Raw genomic sequence first — 20,881 nt, 5'->3', positions numbered from 1 at the left:
AGGCCAGCGGCAACAACTTGATCATTCCCACGCTCTGCGTGGGAATGCAGCCCGTGACGCTCCGCGTCACAACCATGTTCGACAATACTGCGAGTAACGGCTGGAACGCGGAGCGTCCCGAGAGGCATTCCCACGCGGAGCGTGGGAACGATCAGCAAAACGCCAACCCGAAGGTTGGCGTTCTGTTCAGCTCAAGCAGTGTTTAGCGCGGCACGACCGGCTTGCGTGTCGGCTTCGGCCCTTTGCCTTTGGCCGCATCCTTGCGCTCCTTGGCCGCCTGCTGGTTGCGGGCGAATGCCGCAGCCTTGGCCTGTTCACGCTTGTCCCACGGATTACCGCCATCACTGGCACGCGGCGGCAGACCGGTGTGCTGAGTGAGAATCTTGGTGGTCTTCTCTTTGGCGACCTTGTGGCTGCCGGCTGGCGTCGAGTTCTTGCGACGGGCGCTCTGGTAGCTGTCGGTGGCAGGCTGATGCGCCGGGATCAGTTGATCCTTGCCCGGCCCGATCAGATCGGCGCGGCCCATGCGGACCAGCGCTTCACGCAGCATCGGCCAGCCTTTCGGGTCGTGATAACGCAAGAACGCCTTGTGCAGACGACGCTGATCTTCGCTCTTGACGATGGTCACGCCGTCGCTCTTGTACGTCACCTTGCGCAGCGGGTTCTTGCCCGAGTGGTACATCGCCGTGGCGGTGGCCATCGGCGACGGGTAGAACGCCTGCACCTGATCGGCGCGGAAGCCATTGCCCTTGAGCCACAAAGCAAGGTTCATCATGTCTTCGTCGGTGGTGCCCGGGTGGGCAGCGATGAAGTACGGAATCAGGTACTGCTCCTTGCCCGCTTCCTTGGTGTACTTCTCGAACATGCGCTTGAACTTGTCATAGCTGCCGATGCCCGGCTTCATCATCTGGTTGAGCGGACCTTCCTCGGTGTGCTCCGGGGCGATCTTCAGATAACCGCCGACATGGTGAGTCACCAGCTCCTTGACGTATTCCGGCGACTCGACGGCGAGGTCGTAACGCAAACCGGAGGCGATCAGGATCTTCTTCACACCCGGCAGGGCACGGGCGCTGCGATACAGCTGAATCAGCGACGAATGGTCGGTGTTCAGGTTCGGGCAGATACCGGGGAACACGCACGAAGGCTTGCGGCAGGCGGATTCGATTTCCGGGCTCTTGCAGGCGATGCGGTACATGTTTGCAGTCGGGCCGCCGAGGTCGGAAATCACGCCGGTGAAACCCGGCACCTTGTCGCGGATCTCTTCGATTTCGCGAATGATCGACTCTTCGGAACGGTTCTGGATGATGCGGCCTTCGTGCTCGGTGATCGAGCAGAAGGTGCAGCCACCAAAGCAGCCACGCATGATGTTCACCGAGAAACGGATCATGTCGTAGGCCGGGATCTTCTCCTTGCCGTACGCCGGGTGCGGCACACGGGCGTAAGGCATGCCGAACACGTAGTCCATTTCTTCGGTGGTCATCGGAATCGGCGGCGGGTTGAACCAGACATCGAGCTCGCCATGCTTCTGCACCAGCGCACGGGCGTTGCCCGGGTTGGTTTCCAGGTGCAACACGCGGTTGGCGTGGGCGTAAAGAACCGGGTCGTTGCGCACCTTCTCCATCGACGGCAGACGAATCACGGTCTTGTCACGGGTCATGCGCGGGCTGGCCAGGATCTGCACGACCTTGGCTTCCTGCGGATCTTCGACCGGGCCTTTTTCCTGCTCGATGGCGCAGGCCTGGGTGTCCTGGGTATTCACGTACGGGTTGATGATCTTGTCGACCTTGCCCGGACGGTCGATGCGCGTGGAGTCGACTTCGTACCAGCCCTGTGGCGTGTCGCGACGGATGAACGCGGTGCCGCGCACATCGGTGATGTCTTCGATCTTGTGGCCCCACGACAGGCGCTGGGCAACTTCGACAATGGCCCGCTCGGCGTTGCCGTACAGCAGAATGTCGGCGCTGGCGTCGATCAGGATCGAGTTGCGCACGCGATCCTGCCAATAGTCGTAGTGGGCGATGCGGCGCAGCGAGGCTTCAATGCCGCCGAGCACGATCGGCACATGCTTGTAGGCTTCCTTGCAGCGCTGGCTGTAGACCAGACTGGCGCGATCCGGACGCTTGCCGGCCATGCCGCCGGGCGTGTACGCGTCATCGGAACGGATTTTCTTGTCCGCGGTGTAACGATTGATCATCGAGTCCATGTTGCCCGCCGCGACGCCGAAGAACAGGTTCGGCTCGCCGAGCTTCATGAAGTCGTCTTTGGACTGCCAGTTCGGCTGCGCGATGATCCCGACGCGGAAACCTTGCGACTCCAGCAGCCGGCCGATGATCGCCATGCCGAACGACGGATGATCGACGTAGGCATCACCGGTAACAATGATGATGTCGCACGAATCCCAGCCGAGCTGATCCATCTCCTCCCTGCTCATCGGCAGGAATGGCGCTGGCCCGAAACATTCGGCCCAATATTTGGGATAGTCAAATAACGGCTTGGCTGCTTGCATGTCGACGACCGGTGTTGAAGTGAAAAATCGCGGGCGCGGAATATAGCACAAATTTTGACCAATTCCGACGACGGTGGTCGGTTTCTCTGCGAGCTGGTCTCGCGCAGCCAGCCCGCGACACATCACGAGTTTTCGCTGAGCGTACGACGCACCAAAACGGCAAGGAAGCCGCCCGCCCGCAGCACTCCCCCGGGAGTAACGGGGCATTCAATGTAAAGGAAGACAGGCAATGTCACCCAAACCGCCAATCAGAGGCATCACTACCGTCTCGATCCATAATCCGCGACCCGATTATTCGCTAACCCGGCCTGGTTTCCCCCTGTCCTTCGATGGCGCGTCGGGGCTCAGGATTCCCACGCGCCCGACAACAACGATCGCAACAGCGATCGATCACGTGCTCAACCACATTATCCCCATGCCTGCGCGGGCGGCGGTCAGAACGGCGGCGGTAGCGCAATCTGTTGCCTTTGTGCACAACCGCCCTTTGAAGGATTACTGGATCACTTCGCTGGTTGTGCTGCCGGCGGCCGATGCCGAAGGCATGTCGACGCTCAATGGACGCCAGTATGTCCAGGTACCGGAGGGTGGCACCGTACAGGTGAGTCTGGACTCGGCCAGCGGTTTCTACCGGGCAAAATTGCCCAGCGAATTGCACGCGTCGGGACCGCTATTGCGCTTCGATACCGACAGCCGTCTCTGGCAGCCCATCGACACCTCGGCGCCCTCCACCTACCCCTTGTCCACGACCCGGCTGGAGGCGTTTCGCACCGATCTGGATTTCAGCACGGTCGAGCCGGACGGCGATGGCCTGTTGCGCTTCAACGGCAAACTCTATGTGCAGATCGAGAGCTACGCCTATCAGGTTCTGCATGATCTCGAGGCCTCGACACCGCACAGAGCGGTGATGCGCATCGTTCGCCCTGAAGATCCGATCGCCGCCGATGCGACAAACGTTTACGTCGCATCACGTCCCGGCAGGTCGGAAGCGATTACTTTCAATGCTCAATCCGGCTGGCGCGGAACCTCCTTGACAGGTGTAGCCGGAATGCCGAGAGGCGCAGCGGCGCGACCCTCAGACTTATGGCTGCATCTGGAGGTGACAGTCGCACTCGAGGGTATCAACAAGCGGATCAAGCAGGATCAGGATAAACGTGAACAGCTGATAAACGCCTGGCTGGAGGCGAGTAACGCGCAGGGAGAGCATGCGCAAACCGTTCGACGCGAAACAATGGCGCTGCTTGATCGCGAGGTTCACTGCCACAAAGAACTGAAACACCTTGGAAAGGCGCTGAAATACTACGAGGAGCAAAAATCCTCGATCAAGCGCTTCATGAAGCAGGACGCTTACCTGAACAACATAATCAGGCTGCAAAAAAAACAGATGCTCGCCTATCAGCAACTGATCGAATGCGGCTTGACGCGCCACGCCCTGGAGGGTCCGATGATCGACCTCGACCCGGAGCGGCTTCCGCGAACAGTCAACGTTCTGGGCAGGATGCTGAGTCATCTGAAAGAGCGCCAGCAAATCGCCGACAATCTGGTGAACAAATGGCGGGTCTCTCCAGACGAGTTCAGCGCGGATGTTCTTTCACCAATGGACACCCATAACGTTGTTGCCTCCTGGGTCCTGACCAAAAGTCTGATGCTGGATACCCCACAATCGGCCGGCAACGCCCCTCTGGCATCGGAACTGGCCACCCGCTTTGGTCAGGTGACCTTTGTTTACGGAGCGCTTGGCGCAGTTCCCGAAGTTTCCCACCCTGCCGTATTGAATAACCTGTTCCAGGAATGCACAGCCATCCGCCACTGGTTCGAACGCCTTGATCTGGCACCGGGGGAGCAGCACGCCACTTCACGCAGGGAGATCACTGCGGAAATCGAAATATTCGAGCAGACGCTGGTAGGCCGCTTGAACCAGTTTCTCCATCAGGCTGACCGTCCGGTGCTGACGTTCGACCAGCAGAACATTGATTTCGAGTTCATTCCGGCCCAGGACAGAAGCGGTCTCCAACCGCCGCCCAAGCTCATCTTTCGGGCAAAGAAAAACGGCGTCTACAAGCTCAATGTCGGCGAGTCTCGACGCACCGCGCAAAACGAAGAGGTGATTGAGGTCCGCAACCTCCACAATCCCAGGCAGCCGTCACAGACCTATGACCGAGGACGCGGTGAATGGCGTTCGCCGCGGACAACGCCGCAGAGGAGCTTGCCGTCATTGGTTGCCGAAGCCACTCGGCACCTTGACCGTGTCGACGCGCATGTCCGCGCTGCCCTCCACGAAGAACGGCAAAGAAACCATCCGGACAACATTGTCGAGATGCTCGAAAGCAGCGCCGGGGCAATGGATGACACCGTATTGCAGTTGCAGCGGGCGGAACTGGCCCATGATGAGACCACCGCGCTGATTCGGCGCCTGCAGGACGCCAGTGAACGTCTGCGCAATGAGGGCGAAAACATCCGCCTGCGAATCTATAAGGACAAGCATGTTCTGAACGTCGACCGACTGCTGTACCTGATCGACAAGGGCCACGTGAACGCCCGGAAAATCGAGAGCCGATTGAAACGTGGCAAGGGTTCGGACCGGCAATATCTCGACATCTATCTAGTCACCGATGCACATACCCACGATCCCCTCTGGCACGCACATTTTCATTATGCGAGACAGGATTCCCCGGACTTGAATTTCAACGTGCGCGGCGCGCATTTGAAAACCCTTGAACAAAGCAGCAGGGGTATTCAATCGCAGCGCAGGGAAGAACTGGCGCAGCGGCCGCATCAACCTGTCTGGCGCGAATATCTCGATGGACGCACAGCGCAGAAAATCTTCGACCTGGCCGCCGCCTCCGCTCACCCGATGACACAGCCTCAGGCAATGACGCCGAACAGGCCGGCAGCTTCCGCTGAAGAAGCTACCGTGCAACGACTACAAGGAATGTAAGACATGCCAAGCAAACCGCCGTCGAAAGTGACGCTTCCCGGTCATTCACATATTCGACCGGACACATCCATGGATACGCCCCCGCCACGCCTCAACCTGACCCCGCGCCCCGGCCTGGATCCGACCACGTTGAGCGGCCCGTCAATCCGCGCGAACAGGCCCACAGACGGTATCGATCCTGATGCAATCGTTCCTGCTCCCAACGTCACAGTGCAGGCGATTGCTTCAATGCATGACGCCTTCGCTCATGTGGGCCACCCGCCTGAGCATTACCGGCTCAGTGCAACGATCGGCTTGCCCGATGCCGACGCTGAAGGCCTGAGAACATTCAAGGGCCGCCATTACGTGGAAATGACCGATGGTGGCTTCGTGCAGGTGGGCAAGGATGCGCAGAGCGGCCTCTGGCGCGCCAGGCTGGCCAGTGAATCGATTCCCTCCGGACCGCTGATGCTGCACGACCCCGAGAGTGGTCGATGGCATGCGCTGGAATTTTCGCAACCAAGCACCTTCGCTTTATCGGGGGCGCGTCTGCAGGCGTTTCGCACGCCGCTCGACTTCAGCACCAGCTCACCCGACAGCGACGGGCTGCACCGCCATGACGGCAAGCTCTATGCAGTGATCGATAATCACGGCTATCAGGTCCTGTACGATTCCGATGCATCGACGCCTCTGGCCGAAGTGATGCGCATCGTTCGCCCGCAAGATCCTGTCGCCGCCGACATCGACAACATCTACAGCGCTACGCGCCCTGGCAGATCCGAGCCTGTGGTGTTCGATGCCCGTCAGGGCTGGCAAGGCATCGTAGTCGGCGGAGCCGGCGGAATGCAGCGTGGCAGTCCCGACCAACCGGCTTCACCGGGGCTGCGGGAACGGCTCAACACCGCGTTCAACCGACTGCGCACGCCACAATCGCGACTGCGAAAACTTTATCCCTCTCTGGACAGCGAGCAGATCCGCACGCTGCTGAGCCCCCACAGCGACGATGTACAAGGCTTCTTGACCCGCGTCGAGACTGAATACAAGACCTTGAAGCTGGAACTCGCGACGTGGCTGAAGACCAGTACGCTGGCCGGCGGGGCGGCCCATCCCTCGGTGGAGCGCGCCGCGCAAGAGATCAAGCGTTGCTGGAAACGGCAGACGGGAACAACGCTGCAGCTGGATCTTGGCGGCGCCGGCATCGCTGCGCTCTCGGCAGATTTCAGCCATGTACGCACGCTGCACTTGCAGGCGGTGGAATGGTCGGCGGGCTCCGAAACTTTTCTCAAGCGGTTCACAGCCCTTGAGCGCTTGAAAATCAACGCTTCGGCGCTCGATACACCGCCGGCGAACCTCACGCAGATGCCCGGCCTGAAGGAACTGGACCTGCGAGCGAACCGCATTGAACTGAGCGAGCAAACCGCCGGCGAGCTGGCTTCGCTCAGCCAACTGGAAAGCCTTGATCTGTCGGACAACCCGCTGGGCAAGACCCTGGACTTCAGCGGCATGCTCCAGCTCAAGACCGTGAGTCTGCGCAACACCGGGCTGGATGAATGGCCAACGGGGCTGCGAGATCAGCTAGCGATAGAGTCAATCGATCTGCGCGACAACCGATTGCGCGAAATTCCACAGACAATCATCAACCCGGCGAGTGATCAGTTGCTCGCCATCGCCAATATCAACCGCGTCACCCTGATCGAAGGCAATCCCTTCGCCAGCGGTTATTGGCGGCGGCTGGAAGTCTATTGGCAGCGGGTTACGGCGCAATACCCGGCACTGATCACCAGCGCACGCACGGCTGCATTCCGGATTGATGGCGACATTCCAGAAGTCGCCATGCTGCTGCAGATGCATCCAGAGAGAACCCCGCAAACTGCCCGGGAATACCTGATCGGTCTGGGGGATGATGCAGAAGCCACGATCAGCCGGCGTTTCGAGGAGTTCAAGGTGCTCGACGCACAGCTGCAGGCTTACGTCGCCGACAGCACGTCGGCAGCATCCAGCGCCGCCGGCCAGGAAAAGCTTCGGGCAGAATACATTGCCCGGACTATCAAGGACTGCTGGCTCCAGGAATCGACGTCGCTCATGCTGCCAGCAGTGAACGGACCGCTACCGTCACTGACGGCCGACTTCAGTCGGTTGAAAATGCTCATCCTCAATAACGTCGTCTGGTCCGACACTGCCGACACGTTCCTGTCGCGGTTGCCTGATCTGGACATTCTGACGATCACCCGCTCCGGCCTGAAAAAATTGCCCGCAGCCATCAGCGGGATGAGCCGGCTCGCCCACCTCAATCTGACTGAAAACCAGATAAAACTCGATGAGCACAGCGCTGGTGCATTGAGTGCATTGCATCAGCTGGTTACCGTCAAGCTCTCTGACAACCCACTGCAGATACCGCCCGATTTCAGCGCGATGTCCGGACTGCAGACACTGGAGCTGAGGAACACCGGAATCAGCGAGTGGCCCCTCGGGCTGGCTGACAAGACCACCTTGACCGGCGTCGACCTCAGCAACAATAAACTGCGCATCGTCCCCGACGCGCATATCAACCCGCCTGCCGATCAATTGGCCGTGGTCGCGCGGATCAACAACCGCACGCTGATTGAGGGCAACGACTTCCCTTCGCCTTACTGGAGAAAGTTCGATGGCTACTGGCGAAGACTCAATGAACTGCATCCCGAGTTGATGACTCCAGCCCACCCCGCCGTATTCGATACTGAGAACTCGCGAGCGCAACGCTACCGAAGACTGTTTCCGGGCAAAAGCATCAAGGCCTGCCGGGATTTTATCTGGAGCCATGACAAGGGCACTGTCGCGACCAGGCTGTTGGCGCTCGAGCAGGATTTCGCCGTGCTGAAAAACCAGTTGGATGACTGGGTTTTTTCCGGAGGCAGCAATCGTCTGCGCTATATCCGCGTCAATCAATTGCACGCCAACACTCAAACCCGCAATGAGCGCATCGAGGCACGTGACCGGATCATCAGTTGCTGGCGACGTGAAACGCCCGAGCAACACGCCTTCGACGGCACGCCGATAGGTCTTGAACTGGATTTGAGCGGTTTGACACTGCCAACCCTGCCGGATCTGAGCAGCGACTTCAGCCATGTCGGCTCACTCAAACTCAACAACATGAATCTCACCGAATCCCCGGAAGGTTTCCTGACCCGCTTCCGGCATTTGCGCTGGCTGAACATGGCGAACAATCGACTCAGGGATCTCCCTCCGGCCATCGGCGAGATGCACGGGATGACGCGGTTGTTCCTGCAGGGCAATCAACTGGAACTCACCGCCGAGACCGCGCAGATACTGGCCGGGAGAACCACTCTGAGGGCCTTGTGGATTCACGACAACCCGCACTTGAGCGTGAGCCCGGATTTCAGTGCGATCACTGACATGCGCGAGGTCGACATGTCCAATACGGGCATCGAAAGCTGGCCAACCGGACTGTTCGATCAGCCCCTGCTGGGCAAGGTCCATCTGAACGACAACCGGATCACGAGTCTGCCCGACTTTGTCGTCGCACCGGCAGCGGATCGCCTGACGCATTCGATTCAGGTCAACAGTGGCACTCAGATAAGCGGTAATCCCCTGAGCGCATACACACGAGAACGCCTGGCCGGCTACGGTGAATGGCTGAACCGCTCCGCAGCATCGCTCTACAATCCATTGAACCTGCTGACGACTTCTCTTTCGGCAGCCCACCCGCAAGCAGTGGCAACGAACTCTGTTTCGGTCTATCCGCAGTTGACCGTCGGCATGACGGCAGACGAGGCGATGATTCGCGCCGAGCAATTGAACAGGCTCAAAGCACAGGTGGGCTCAGATGGCTTTTTCAACATCATTTCCAAGCTCGCCCACCATGCCGATTTCCGCCGACAGATCTGGGACGTGGTCGATGCGATCAGCGAGAACAGCGTGCAGACACGTGCGCTGCGCAGAGACGTTTTTGATCGCGCCTGCGAGGCTGGCTGCACTGACCTTGCCGCTGCCACGTTTACAGACATGCAAGTACTGACCATGACGCACAAGGCGCGAATGCAGGCGAGGCAAGACGGCGATGGTGCTCGATTGGTGGACCTGTCCAGAAGCCTGTTCAGACTCAGACAGGTCGATGATCTGGCCGCAGCCGAAATCGCTGCGAGCAGGGCAATCGTCGACGATCCGCAAACTTCAGCGAGGGAGCGCAATATCCATCAGCTGCGCTTGCGCGACCCGCACGAGATGACGATGGCCTACCGCTTTGGGCTCAAGGATCGGCTGCAGTTACCGTTTCAGCCGCAGACACTGTCCTTTATCGGCATGGCCGGCGTCACATCGCCGATGCTGGAAGTGGCCTACCGAAAGGTCATCGCCTTGAACGACTCCCCCGATGAGTTTCAGGCTCTGGTATCGATGGATTTCTGGCAGGACTTCATCACGCACAAATACTCGTCCCGGTTCGACGCCGCACGTCAGCCCTATCAACAGAAACAGGCCGCACTGGACGCGCAGTCTGCGACAAATGCCCTGACCGAAACCGAATATCAGGCGCAAACCAATGACGTCACAGCACAGCTGGCCATCAGCGAAGCGACGCTGATCCAGGCACTGACCCGCGAGGAAATTCGCCCCGGTGACGGAGTCGAAACAACTGCAAGCAGCGAGACGGCAGCTTCGGCCGATTGAAACCGACCACGACAGCAGGCCGGATGATCCGGTCTGCTGTTACTCGTCGTCGTCGAAGTTGTAACTGCCCGGCGCGAGGTTTTCGAAGCGCGTGTACTTGCCGATGAACGCCAGCCGAATAAACCCGATCGGGCCGTTACGCTGTTTGCCGATGATGATTTCGGCAATGCCCTTGTGCTCGGTTTCCGGGTGATACACCTCGTCGCGATAAACGAACATGATCACGTCGGCGTCCTGCTCGATCGCTCCGGATTCGCGCAAGTCGGAGTTGACCGGGCGTTTGTTCGGGCGTTGTTCGAGGGAGCGGTTGAGCTGCGACAGGGCGACTACCGGGCAGTTGAATTCCTTGGCCAGCGCTTTCAGCGATCGCGAGATCTCGGAAATCTCGTTGGTGCGGTTGTCACCGCTGGAACCGGGGATCTGCATCAGTTGCAGGTAGTCGATCATGATCAAGCCGACATCGCCGTGCTCACGCACCAGACGCCGGGTCCGCGCGCGCATCTCGGACGGGCTGATACCGGCGGTGTCATCGATGAACAGTTTGCGATCATTGAGCAGGTTGACCGCTGACGTCAGGCGCGGCCAGTCGTCATCTTCGAGCTGGCCGGAACGCACCTTGGTCTGGTCGATTCGGCCGAGCGAAGACAGCATACGCATGATCAGCGATTCGCCTGGCATCTCGAGGGAGTAAACCAGGACAGCCTTCTCGCTGCGCAACACGGCGTTTTCCACCAGGTTCATCGCGAAGGTGGTTTTACCCATCGACGGACGGCCGGCGACGATAATCAGGTCGGACGGCTGCAAGCCGCTGGTCTTTTCATCGAGGTCGGTGTAACCCGTAGACAGGCCGGTGATGGCGTCGGCGGTGTTGAACAGGGTATCGATCCGGTCGATAGCCTTGGTCAGCAACTCATTGACGCCGACCGGGCCGCCGGTCTTCGGCCGCGCTTCGGCGATCTGGAAGATCTGCCGTTCAGCTTCATCGAGGATCTCTTCGGCGGTACGGCCTTCGGGGTTGAAGGCGCTGTCGGCGATCTCGGTACTGATGCCGATCAGTTGGCGCAACGTCGCACGCTGGCGGACGATCTGCGCATAGGCCTTGATGTTGGCGACGGACGGGGTGTTTTTCGCCAGTTCGCCAAGATAGCCGAGGCCGCCGACTTGCGACGTCTGACCTTCCTTGTCCAGCTGTTCGGCAAGGGTCACGACGTCGATCGGCGAGTTCTGATCAGCCAGTTTGGCGATCGCTCGGAAGATCAGACGGTGGTCATGTCGATAGAAATCGCCATCGGAGACTTGATCGAGCACGCGTTCCCAAGCGTTGTTGTCCAGCATCAGACCACCGAGTACGGCCTGTTCGGCCTCGATGGAATGCGGCGGCACCTTCAGGGCAGCGGTTTGCAGATCGTATTGCTCGGGAGCGGAGATATCGTTCATGGCCACTTGAGTATTAGTGAAAAGCAGGGAATTCAGAAAGACAAAGGGCACGACCTGTAAACAGGATCGTGCCCGATGTTAACCGTCTGATGGACAAGCCGCCAGCCGATCGATGTTGCTTAAGCTGCTACCACGACAACGCGTACGGTGGCTTCAACTTCGGCGTGCAGGTGCACGGCCACGTCGAATTCACCCACGTTGCGGATGGTGCCGTTCGGCAGACGAACTTCGCTCTTCTGCACTTCAACGCCGGAGGCGGTCAGTGCGTCAGCGATGTCGTGAGTACCGATCGAACCGAACAGCTTGCCTTCGTCGCCAGCGGTGGCAGTGATGGTCACTTCCAGCTCGGCCAGTTGGGCAGCACGGCTTTCAGCCGATGCCTTACGGTCTGCGGCGGCTTTTTCCAGCTCGGCGCGACGCTCTTCGAACGCAGCCAGGTTGGCAGCGGTCGCAGCGGTAGCCTTGCCGAAAGGCAGCAGGTAGTTACGGCCGTAACCGGCCTTAACGTTTACTTTGTCGCCCAGGTTGCCCAGGTTGGCGATTTTTTCCAGAAGGATCAGTTGCATGTGAAAATCCTCTAACTTTTAACCTTCACCGTTCGCGCTGTCGGTGTCTTTCGACACGTGACGACCGCGAAAATCAATCAGGCTGTCGACAATGGCCAGAACCACGAGCAACGGATAGATCAGCTGCATGAACAACAGCAGCGTGACGTACAACCCCACCAGCCAGAAACCGGCCAGTCGCTTCTGCCCGACCAGCCCGTGAATCAGGGCCAGCCCGGCGAACACCAGCGGTACACTGCACAACGGCGTCAACATGGCCATCTGTGCACCGAGATTCGGGCCCAGAAGCATCAACGCCAGCAGTAACATCGCCGGCCCCAGCGGGATGCGGATGGCGCGAAACTCGCGACCGAAACCACCCGGGTTGTACAACAACGCCTGCCAATGCCGCCCGACAATCAGGCTCAGCACGCTGACGATCTGCAACAAGGCCGCAATCAGTCCGGTCAGGACCGGTGCAATCAGGGACGCGAAACGCGCTTGCTCATCGACCGACAATTGCTTGTAGGTCTCACCGAGAAGTGCCGGCATGACCTTTATAAGGGCCTGTGCAAGCATCTCGATCTGGGCCGCAAACGCGACCCCGAGCACCACTGAAAACACCACTCCGATCACTACGCTGACCAGCAGCGTGCGGACCCAGGATTCGCTTGCGCGCAAAACCAACGCAAGCCCCGAAGACCCCAGCAGCACCAGAAGTGCCCGTGGGTCATCGGCATACAGCCACCAGATCAAGGCCGGCAGCAGTCCCAGTGACAGAACGCCAAGGGCGTCCGTCAATCCGCGCCGCAGCAGCACAAGGCTCCCGGCGGCAGCACCCAACCAATACAACAACGGCAATGTTGCACATCCGGCCACCACGAGAGTGGCCTGCATTCGGCCTCGCATGATGAACTCAGCTAAGGCGCGCATGCATTCAATCCTTTGCTACTTGTCGACTGCCCGGTCTCAGCGGCCGTGGCTGTCGGTGTAGGCCAGCAGGGCCAGGAAGCGGGCGCGCTTGATAGCGGTGGCCAGCTGACGCTGATAACGAGCTTTGGTACCGGTGATGCGGCTTGGAACGATTTTGCCGGTCTCGGATACGTAGGCTTTCAGAGTGTTGAGATCTTTGTAGTCGATCTCTTTCACGTCTTCAGCGGTGAAGCGGCAGAATTTACGACGACGGAAGAAACGTGCCATTTGATAGGCTCCTTAATAAGGTCCGTGGATTACTCGTCAGCGTTATCGCTGTTGTCGCTGTCATCACTGTCGGTGCCTTCGGCGCCTTCGTGCTCAGGACGGTCGCGACGCTCACGGCGCTCACTGCGGTTTTCTTCAGCCTTGAGCATCTCGGACTGGCCGGTAACGGCTTCGTCGCGACGGATGACCAGGTTACGGATCACTGCATCGTTGTAGCGGAAGTTGTCTTCCAGCTCGGCCAGGGCCTTGCCAGTGCACTCAACGTTCAGCATCACGTAGTGAGCCTTGTGAACATTGTTGATTGCGTAGGCCAGTTGACGACGGCCCCAGTCTTCCAGACGGTGGATTTTGCCGCCGTCTTCTTCGATCAGCTTGGTGTAACGCTCAACCATGCCGCCGACTTGCTCGCTCTGATCCGGGTGGACCAGAAAGATGATTTCGTAATGACGCATGAATGCTCCTTACGGGTTGTAGCCTGCCGCTCAAAAACGGTCAGACAAGGAGTGAATGACACTTATGGACTTGCTGGCGCGGGGCACTGGCGTGCCTGCCGTCACAGCAAGGGGCGCAATTGTAGAGAAGGGACTGCGGGCGCGCAAGGCAATTGGTGAATATTTGAACAACCACCGATCTTCCAGACACCGTAAACGAATGTGGGAGCGAGCCTGCTCGCGAATGCGGCCTGCCAGGCAACAATGACGTCGACTGACACTCCCTCTTCGCGAGCAGGCTCGCTCCCACAGTTGATTGCGTGAAGCTTATTTCTTCGCGGCAGCCTTGGCCTTCGCACCGCGCTGGCGCTGGGCTTCGAACAGGCACACGCCGGTGGCGACCGAGACGTTGAGGCTGCTGACGCTGCCGGCCATCGGCAGGTTCACCAGATAGTCGCAATGCTCGCGGGTCAGGCGACGCATGCCTTTGCCTTCGGCGCCCATGATCAGAATGGTCGGGCCGGTCAGGTCCTGGTCATAAATGCTGACCTCGGCTTCACCAGCGGTGCCGACTACCCACAAACCGCGCTGCTGAAGTTTTTCCAACGTGCGCGCCAGGTTGGTCACGGCTACCAGCGGAATCACTTCCGCCGCGCCACAGGCAACTTTACGCACGACCGGCGTCAGCGTGGCCGACTTGTCTTTCGGCACGATCACCGCCAGCGCACCGGCCGCATCGGCCGAACGCAGGCAGGCGCCGAGGTTGTGCGGATCGGTCACGCCGTCGAGCACCAGTAACAGCGGCGCGCCTTCGGTGCGATCGAGCAACTCGTCGAGCATCGCCTCGCCCCAGACCTGACTCGGGCTGACTTCAGCGACAACGCCCTGATGCACGCCTTCAACCCAGGCGTCCATTTCGCGACGCTCGGCCTGGCCGACCTGAACACGGTTTTCGTTGGCCAGCTCGACCAGCGTCTGCACGCGCGGATCGTTGCGGCTTTCCGCCAGCCAGATCTGCTTGACGCGCTTGGGGTGGTGACGCAGCAACGCTTCTACCGCGTGAACGCCGTAGATTTTTTCCAACTGACTCATGACTTCGCCTTCGGTTTACGCGCCCCGCCACTTTTGGCTGGAGCGGAACCCGCTTTTGGCGGGCCCTTACGGTGTTTGCTCGGCTTGGCTGGCTTGCCGTCGGTCGCCCTGTCAGGCGCCGACCGTCCGGTCTTTCCCCCGGACGCCGCTTTACCACCGTTTTTCGCATCGGCCAGCAAGGCCTTCTTCAATTCACGGCTTTTGCGCAGCTCGGCGTTTTTCGCCACGGCATCGCTCGGACGATAGGCTTCGGCAACCTTTTCCTTGGCCGGACGACGGCTGGCGGTTTTCGCTGGAGCCTTTTCTTCCGCAGCCTTGGCAGCAGGCGCAGCGGTTTCGGCGCCACGTTTCTTGCGACCGATCGGCGCGCTGATGGTTTTCTCGGCCATCTCGAAGTCAATCTTGCGCTCATCAAGGTCGACGCGCATGACGCGTACTTCAACGGTGTCGCCAAGACGGAAACTGCGACCGGTGCGCTCGCCCGCCAAGCGGTGATGCACAGGATCGAAGTGGTAGTAATCGCCCGGCAGCGCGGTGACATGCACCAGGCCTTCGACGTAGATATCGGTCAGCTCGACGAACAGACCAAAACCGGTAACAGCGGTGATTACGCCCGGGAACGATTCGCCCACGCGATCCTTCATGAACTCGCACTTGAGCCAGTTCACCACGTCACGGGTCGCTTCGTCGGCACGACGCTCGCTCATCGAGCACTGCTCGCCAAGCTGCTCCAGCGCCGCTTCGTCGTACGGATAGATGCGCGCTTTCGGAATGGTCATCGCACCGGCACGACGAACGTGCGGGGTGTCCTGTTTCGAATGGATCACGCTGCGGATCGCGCGGTGCGTGAGCAGGTCCGGATAACGACGGATCGGCGAAGTGAAGTGGGTATAGGCTTCGTAATTCAGGCCGAAGTGGCCGTCGTTTTCAGCGCTGTACACCGCCTGACTCAACGAACGCAGCATGACGGTCTGGATCAGATGGAAATCCGGACGATCCTTGATGCTCGCCAGCAGGGCCTGATAATCCTTCGGCGACGGACCGTCCTTGCCTTTGTGCAGGGACAGGCCGAGCTCACCAAGGAATGCGCGCAGCTTTTCCAGACGCTCTGGCGGCGGACCGGCGTGAACGCGATACAGCGCAGGAATTTCGTGCTTCTTGAGGAATTCGGCAGTGGCCACGTTGGCGGCCAGCATGCACTCCTCGATCAGCTTGTGCGCATCGTTGCGCACGGTCGGACGGATTTCCGCGATCTTGCGCTCGGAGCCGAAGATGATCCGTGTTTCCTGGGTTTCGAAATCGATCGCGCCACGCACATGACGGGCGGCGAGCAATACCTTGTACAACGCGTAGAGCTGCTTGAGGTGCGGCACGACGTCGGTGTACTCGCCGCGCAATTTGCGCGCTTCGGTAGCCTTCGGCGTTTCCAGCATCGCGCTGACCTTGTTGTAGGTCAGACGGGCGTGGGAATGGATCACCGCCTCATAGAAGCAGTAGTCGGTCATTTCGCCGGACTTGGAGATGGTCATCTCGCAAACCATGGCCAGACGATCGACTTGCGGGTTCAGCGAGCACAGGCCGTTGGACAGTTGCTCGGGCAGCATCGGAATCACGCGCTCGGGGAAGTACACCGAGTTGCCGCGAACCTGAGCTTCGTTGTCCAGCGCCGAGCCGATCTTCACGTAACTGGAAACGTCGGCAATCGCCACGTACAACTTCCAGCCACCGGAGAACAGACGCAGCTTGCCCGGTTTGGCTTCGCAGTAGACCGCATCGTCGAAGTCGCGGGCGTCTTCGCCGTCGATGGTGACGAACGGCAGATGACGCAGGTCGATGCGCTTTTCTTTGTCTTTTTCTTCGACTTCCGGCTTGAGCTTGGCGGCTTCTTTCACAACCGCCTCAGGCCAGACGTGCGGAATATCGTACGTGCGCAGAGCAACGTCGATTTCCATGCCCGGCGCCATATAGTTGCCGACCACTTCGACCACATCGCCTTGCGGCTGGAAACGCGGCGTTGGCCAGTGGGTGATTTTCACCTCGACGAACTGACCGATCTGCGCATTGGCGTTGCGGCCCGGGGTGACCAGCACTTCCTGCTGGATCTTCGGATTGTCGGCAACGACGAAACCGATGCCGCCTTCTTCGAAGTAGCGGCCGACGATGGTTTCGTGAGCGCGGGAAACCACTTCGACGATCACGCCTTCACGGCGACCACGACGGTCGAGCCCGGAAACCCGGGCCAGCGCACGGTCACCATCGAACACCAGACGCATTTGCGCCGGGCTCATGAACAGGTCGTCGCTGCCGTCGTCCGGAACCAGGAAGCCGAAACCGTCACGGTGACCGCTGATGCGGCCGAGGATCAGGTCGAGCTTGTCCACCGGCGCGTAAGTGCCACGGCGGGTGTAGATCAGTTGAGCGTCGCGCTCCATTGCGCGCAAGCGGCGGCGCAGGGCCTCGATCTGGTCTTCGGTGGTCAGACCAAACTCTTCGACCAGTTGCTCGCGGGCAGCAGGCGAACCCCGATCGGCGAGGTGCGCCAGGATCAGTTCGCGGCTGGGAATAGGGTTTTCGTATTTTTCCGCTTCACGAGCGGCCTCGGGATCGAGGGACTGCCAATCGGCCATTAGAGAGTTTTCACCTTGTCTATATGCGGGTTAGTTTGGCATAGGCGCCGGGAAACGGGAAATTTCCGCTTCTATAAGGCTTTGCATGGCCCTGTATCGACGCTCTGATAGGGTTTTGAACGCCGCTGGTAAAAAAATTCAGTTTTTTCTGCAGTAGGGGTTTACAGTTAAAAAGGCGCTCCGTATAGTGCGCGCCATCGACGAAGCACAAGCGCTTTCGATGATGCCCAGGTGGTGAAATTGGTAGACACGCCAGCTTCAGGTGCTGGTGACCTTACGGTCGTGGAAGTTCGAGTCTTCTCCTGGGCACCAATTTCGAGTTTGAGACTAGATCAGTTTCAAGACTCACACAAAACCCGCGAAAGCGGGTTTTTTGCATTTGCGGGAAAGCTTTTGTTCACACTGATTTATTAAAACCAAATCAGGGGTTTACAGATCAAAAAGGCCTCCGTATAGTGCGCCACATCAACAGCGGCAACGCTTGCGATGATTGCCCAGATGGTGAAATTGGTAGACACGCCAGCTTCAGGTGCTGGTGACCTTACGGTCGTGGAAGTTCGAGTCTTCTTCTGGGCACCAATTCAAATTCAAGGTTCAGACCCTGGATTTCACAAAAACCCGCGAAAGCGGGTTTTTGCGTTTCTGGCTCCCTGAATTTCCGCAGGTCTTGTAGGAGCTTGTAGGAGCTGACGAGTGCAACGAGGCTGCGATCTTTTGATCTTGCTCTTGCCCTTTATCGATCAACAGCAAAATCAAAAGATCGCAGCCTCGTTGCACTCGGCAGCTCCTACAAGATCACCTCGCCCCGCGCAAGGCGCACTTGAGAAACAATATCGTTTATCATTGTTGCAAGTTTTTGCAATGCGACAGTGAGGAACCCTGCGAATGACGTTTCGAAATACCCTGCGCCGAGGCCTGACCTTCACCCTCCTCGGCCTGGCACTCGCCACTCCCCTCACCCAGGCTGCCGATGCGGTTTCCCTGACTCTCTACAACGGCCAGCACAAGGAAGTCGGCGACGCGATTGCCAAGGCTTTCGAAGCCAAGACCGGCATCCACGTCAACGTGCGCAAAGGCAGCAGCAACCAGCTCGCCAGCCAGATCATCGAAGAAGGCGACCGCTCCCCCGCCGATGTGATCTACACCGAAGAGTCGCCGCCGCTGAATAACCTCGGCGAACAGGGTCTGCTGGCCAAGGCCGATGACGCCACGCTGGCAGTTCTGCCGGAAAAATACGTCGCCGCCAATGGCACCTGGATCGGCGTTACCGCCCGCGTACGCGTGGTCGCGTTCAATCCGAAACTGATTGATGAAAAAGACCTGCCGAAATCGGTGATGGAATTTTCCGAGCCGCAGTGGCAGGGCAAGGTCGGCTTTGTTCCGACCAGCGGCGCCTTCCAGGAGCAGGCCGTAGCGATCATCAAGCTGCACGGTCGTGACGCCGCCGAAGAATGGCTGACCGGCCTGCGCGCATTCGGCAAGACCTACAGTAACAACATGGTCGCGCTCAAAGCGGTGGAAAACGGTGAAGTCGCCACCGTACTGGTGAACAACTACTACTGGTTCGCCCTGCAACGCGAGAAAGGCAAGCTCGATTCCAAATTGCATTACTTCACCGGCGGCGACGCTGGCGGCTTGATCACCGTGTCCAGTGCTGCCGTGCTGAAATCCAGCAAACATCCAAAAGAAGCCCAGCAATTCCTCGCCTTCATGGCCAGCGAAGAAGGTCAGCGCGTGATCACTCAGACCACCGCCGAATACCCGCTGCACAAAGGCATGGAATCGGATCGCGGTCTCAAGCCGTTCAGCGAACTGGAAGCGCCGAACGTTACCCCGGCGGACCTGGGCAACGCTGAAGAAGCGCTGGAACTGGAACGCGAAGTTGGCCTGAACTGATGGCAGCATCGTTATCGGCCCCCGCCGCGTGCGGGGGTTACGTACCAAGACGCAAACGGCCGTCGATCTGGCTGGTGCTGCCGGTATTGCTACTGGTGTTACTGAGCCTGTTGCCACTGGCCTACGTCGGGGTGAAAGCCTGGCAGGCCGGCTGGGCCGAGGCGCTGCATTTGCTGTGGCGCCCGTATGTGTTTGGCCTGTTGCGCAACACCTTGGCACTGATGGTCGGCGTGACGATCACCTGCGCCGTGATCGGTCTGTCGCTGGCATGGCTGCTGGAGCGCAGCAATCTGCCGGGGCGACGCCTGTGGGGCGTGATCCTGTGCCTGCCGTTTGCGGTGCCGGCGTTTGTCAGCAGCTTCACCTGGGTGTCGCTGAGTGCGCAGTTCGAAGGCCTCGACGGAGCGATTCTGGTGATGAGCCTGTCGAAGTATCCGCTGATCTTCCTGCCAGTCGCGGCGACCCTGCGCAATCTCGATCCCTCTCTCGAAGAATCCGCCCGCACGCTGGGACAGAATCGCTGGGGCGTGTTTTTCCGCGTCACCCTGCCGCTGTTGTGGCCATCGCTGTTGGCCGGCTCGCTGCTGATTGCCCTGCACATGCTGGTGGAATTCGGCGCGCTGTCGATCATCGGTTTGCAGACCTTTACCACGGCGATCTACCAGCAATTCGAACTGGAATTCAGTAACGCCAACGCAGCGATGCTTTCGGCGGTGTTGCTGGCGCTGTGCCTGCTGCTGTTGTGGCTGGAACTGAGGGTGCGCGGCAAGGGCCGGCATGTGCGCACTGGCCAAGGTGCAGCGCGACAGGCTGAGCAAGTAAAGCTTGGGCCATGGGCTGCGGCAGGTCAGTTGTATTGCCTGTTGCTGGCGATTATCGGCAGCGGCGTTCCGCTGGGCATGTTGGCCTACTGGCTGGCGGTCGGCTCATCGGCGGCGTTCCCGGTAGCGGCGATCACCGAAGCGCTGTTGTCGTCACTGGCACTGTCGCTGGGCGGCGCGGCGCTGTGCCTGGTACTGGCGGTTCCAGTCGGCTTGCTGGTGGTGCGCTACAAAGGCCAATTGGCAATCTGGGCCGAACGTCTGCCTTATCTGCTGCACGCGCTGCCGGGCCTGGTGATTGCGTTGACGCTGGTGTATTTCGCCCTGCATTACGTGCCGGTGCTGTATCAGACGTCGGGCTTGCTGCTGATCGCCTATGCGCTGCTGTTTCTGCCATTGGCGCAGGCGCCGATTCGTACGGCACTGAACAAGGCTGCACCGCAGCTGGAAGAAGCGGCGCGGACCTTGGGCGCATCGTCGTTCACGGCGTTTTGCCGGGTGACATTACCGATCATTTTCCCGGCACTGGGCGCGGCGTTTGCGCTGGTGTTTCTCGATGCGATGAAGGAACTGACGGCAACGTTGCTGCTCAGCCCAACCGGACTCAATACATTGGCGACCGAGGTCTGGGCGCATACGGCGAATGTCGAGTTTGCGGCGGCGGCGCCTTATGCGGCGTTGTTGATTGTGGTCTCGGGGCTGCCGGTTTATCTGCTGACGACACGTATGTATCTGAGCCGCTGATAC

12 protein-coding genes and 2 tRNA genes are annotated in these 20,881 nt (G+C 59.6%); 6 read left to right on the top strand and 8 right to left on the bottom strand.

The features are described 5' to 3' along the window. Window positions 1-202: 202 nt before the first annotated feature. The gene (locus NF676_RS03405; RefSeq protein WP_041480755.1) at window positions 203-2,506 is read right to left on the bottom strand and encodes a YgiQ family radical SAM protein; all 2,304 of its coding nucleotides are present in this window, start codon (window positions 2,504-2,506) and stop codon (window positions 203-205) included. Between the two features lie 229 nt (window positions 2,507-2,735). On the opposite strand from NF676_RS03405, the gene NF676_RS03400 reads away from it, so the two are divergent. Continuing rightward, window positions 2,736-5,441, top strand: coding sequence for a hypothetical protein (locus NF676_RS03400; protein WP_252887232.1), 2,706 nt, complete (start codon window positions 2,736-2,738; stop codon window positions 5,439-5,441). Between the two features lie 3 nt (window positions 5,442-5,444). Next, window positions 5,445-10,085 (top strand): NEL-type E3 ubiquitin ligase domain-containing protein, encoded by a 4,641-nt coding sequence (locus tag NF676_RS03395; RefSeq protein WP_252887231.1) that lies wholly within the window; start codon window positions 5,445-5,447, stop codon window positions 10,083-10,085. A gap of 39 nt (window positions 10,086-10,124) precedes the next feature. Here the strand turns inward: NF676_RS03395 and dnaB are convergent, their stop codons facing one another. The 7 genes from dnaB to rnr all read right to left on the bottom strand — a co-directional run bounded on the left by dnaB (window position 10,125) and on the right by rnr (window position 17,417). After that, a complete protein-coding gene (gene dnaB, locus NF676_RS03390; protein WP_016771936.1) occupies window positions 10,125-11,522 on the bottom strand; it encodes a replicative DNA helicase in 1,398 nt (465 codons plus the stop codon). A gap of 119 nt (window positions 11,523-11,641) precedes the next feature. After that, a complete protein-coding gene (rplI, locus tag NF676_RS03385; protein WP_003221136.1) occupies window positions 11,642-12,088 on the bottom strand; it encodes a 50S ribosomal protein L9 in 447 nt (148 codons plus the stop codon). Between the two features lie 18 nt (window positions 12,089-12,106). Beyond that, window positions 12,107-13,000 (bottom strand): hypothetical protein, encoded by an 894-nt coding sequence (locus NF676_RS03380; RefSeq protein WP_016771937.1) that lies wholly within the window; start codon window positions 12,998-13,000, stop codon window positions 12,107-12,109. Window positions 13,001-13,036: 36 nt separating this feature from the next. Then, entirely contained in the window at window positions 13,037-13,267 is a 231-nt protein-coding gene (rpsR, locus tag NF676_RS03375) for a 30S ribosomal protein S18 (RefSeq protein ID WP_002551829.1), read from the bottom strand. A gap of 29 nt (window positions 13,268-13,296) precedes the next feature. Beyond that, window positions 13,297-13,719 (bottom strand): 30S ribosomal protein S6, encoded by a 423-nt coding sequence (rpsF, locus tag NF676_RS03370; protein WP_016771938.1) that lies wholly within the window; start codon window positions 13,717-13,719, stop codon window positions 13,297-13,299. Between the two features lie 306 nt (window positions 13,720-14,025). After that, window positions 14,026-14,790, bottom strand: coding sequence for a 23S rRNA (guanosine(2251)-2'-O)-methyltransferase RlmB (gene rlmB, locus NF676_RS03365; protein WP_024011372.1), 765 nt, complete (start codon window positions 14,788-14,790; stop codon window positions 14,026-14,028). Beyond that, entirely contained in the window at window positions 14,787-17,417 is a 2,631-nt protein-coding gene (gene rnr / locus NF676_RS03360; RefSeq protein WP_024011371.1) for a ribonuclease R, read from the bottom strand. Before rnr ends, rlmB begins: the two co-directional genes overlap by 4 nt. A gap of 225 nt (window positions 17,418-17,642) precedes the next feature. Between rnr and NF676_RS03355 the strand changes: the two genes are divergently transcribed. The 4 genes from NF676_RS03355 to NF676_RS03340 all read left to right on the top strand — a co-directional run bounded on the left by NF676_RS03355 (window position 17,643) and on the right by NF676_RS03340 (window position 20,878). Next, window positions 17,643-17,729, top strand: a tRNA-Leu gene (locus NF676_RS03355). A gap of 180 nt (window positions 17,730-17,909) precedes the next feature. Beyond that, window positions 17,910-17,996, top strand: a tRNA-Leu gene (locus tag NF676_RS03350). 306 nt (window positions 17,997-18,302) lie between these two features. Beyond that, window positions 18,303-19,313 carry an extracellular solute-binding protein gene (locus tag NF676_RS03345; protein ID WP_016771941.1) on the top strand — a complete coding sequence of 337 codons (1,011 nt, stop codon included), beginning with the start codon at window positions 18,303-18,305 and terminating at the stop codon, window positions 19,311-19,313. Next, window positions 19,313-20,878: an ABC transporter permease gene (locus NF676_RS03340; protein ID WP_252887230.1), complete on the top strand. Its 1,566-nt coding sequence runs from the start codon at window positions 19,313-19,315 to the stop codon at window positions 20,876-20,878. The genes NF676_RS03345 and NF676_RS03340 overlap by 1 nt, the downstream gene beginning before the upstream one ends. Window positions 20,879-20,881: the final 3 nt, after the last annotated feature.

It is taken from the genome of Pseudomonas siliginis (assembly GCF_024072275.1).
GTDB lineage: Bacteria > Pseudomonadota > Gammaproteobacteria > Pseudomonadales > Pseudomonadaceae > Aquipseudomonas > Aquipseudomonas siliginis.
Note: the sequence above shows the minus strand (reverse complement) of the source record. Positions and strands in the feature narration are given on the sequence as shown.

Excerpts from the sequence above, each read along its gene's own strand:
- NF676_RS03340 (WP_252887230.1), top strand. The coding sequence starts at position 19,313 with ATGGCAGCATCGTTATCGGCCCCCGCCGCGTGCGGGGGTTACGTACCA.
- NF676_RS03395 (WP_252887231.1), top strand. The coding sequence starts at position 5,445 with ATGCCAAGCAAACCGCCGTCGAAAGTGACGCTTCCCGGTCATTCACAT.
- NF676_RS03345 (WP_016771941.1), top strand. The coding sequence starts at position 18,303 with ATGACGTTTCGAAATACCCTGCGCCGAGGCCTGACCTTCACCCTCCTC.
- NF676_RS03405 (WP_041480755.1), bottom strand. The coding sequence starts at position 2,506 with ATGCAAGCAGCCAAGCCGTTATTTGACTATCCCAAATATTGGGCCGAA.
- rnr (WP_024011371.1), bottom strand. The coding sequence starts at position 17,417 with ATGGCCGATTGGCAGTCCCTCGATCCCGAGGCCGCTCGTGAAGCGGAA.
- rpsF (WP_016771938.1), bottom strand. The coding sequence starts at position 13,719 with ATGCGTCATTACGAAATCATCTTTCTGGTCCACCCGGATCAGAGCGAG.
- NF676_RS03380 (WP_016771937.1), bottom strand. The coding sequence starts at position 13,000 with ATGCGCGCCTTAGCTGAGTTCATCATGCGAGGCCGAATGCAGGCCACT.
- NF676_RS03400 (WP_252887232.1), top strand. The coding sequence starts at position 2,736 with ATGTCACCCAAACCGCCAATCAGAGGCATCACTACCGTCTCGATCCAT.
- rpsR (WP_002551829.1), bottom strand. The coding sequence starts at position 13,267 with ATGGCACGTTTCTTCCGTCGTCGTAAATTCTGCCGCTTCACCGCTGAA.
- rlmB (WP_024011372.1), bottom strand. The coding sequence starts at position 14,790 with ATGAGTCAGTTGGAAAAAATCTACGGCGTTCACGCGGTAGAAGCGTTG.
- dnaB (WP_016771936.1), bottom strand. The coding sequence starts at position 11,522 with ATGAACGATATCTCCGCTCCCGAGCAATACGATCTGCAAACCGCTGCC.
- rplI (WP_003221136.1), bottom strand. The coding sequence starts at position 12,088 with ATGCAACTGATCCTTCTGGAAAAAATCGCCAACCTGGGCAACCTGGGC.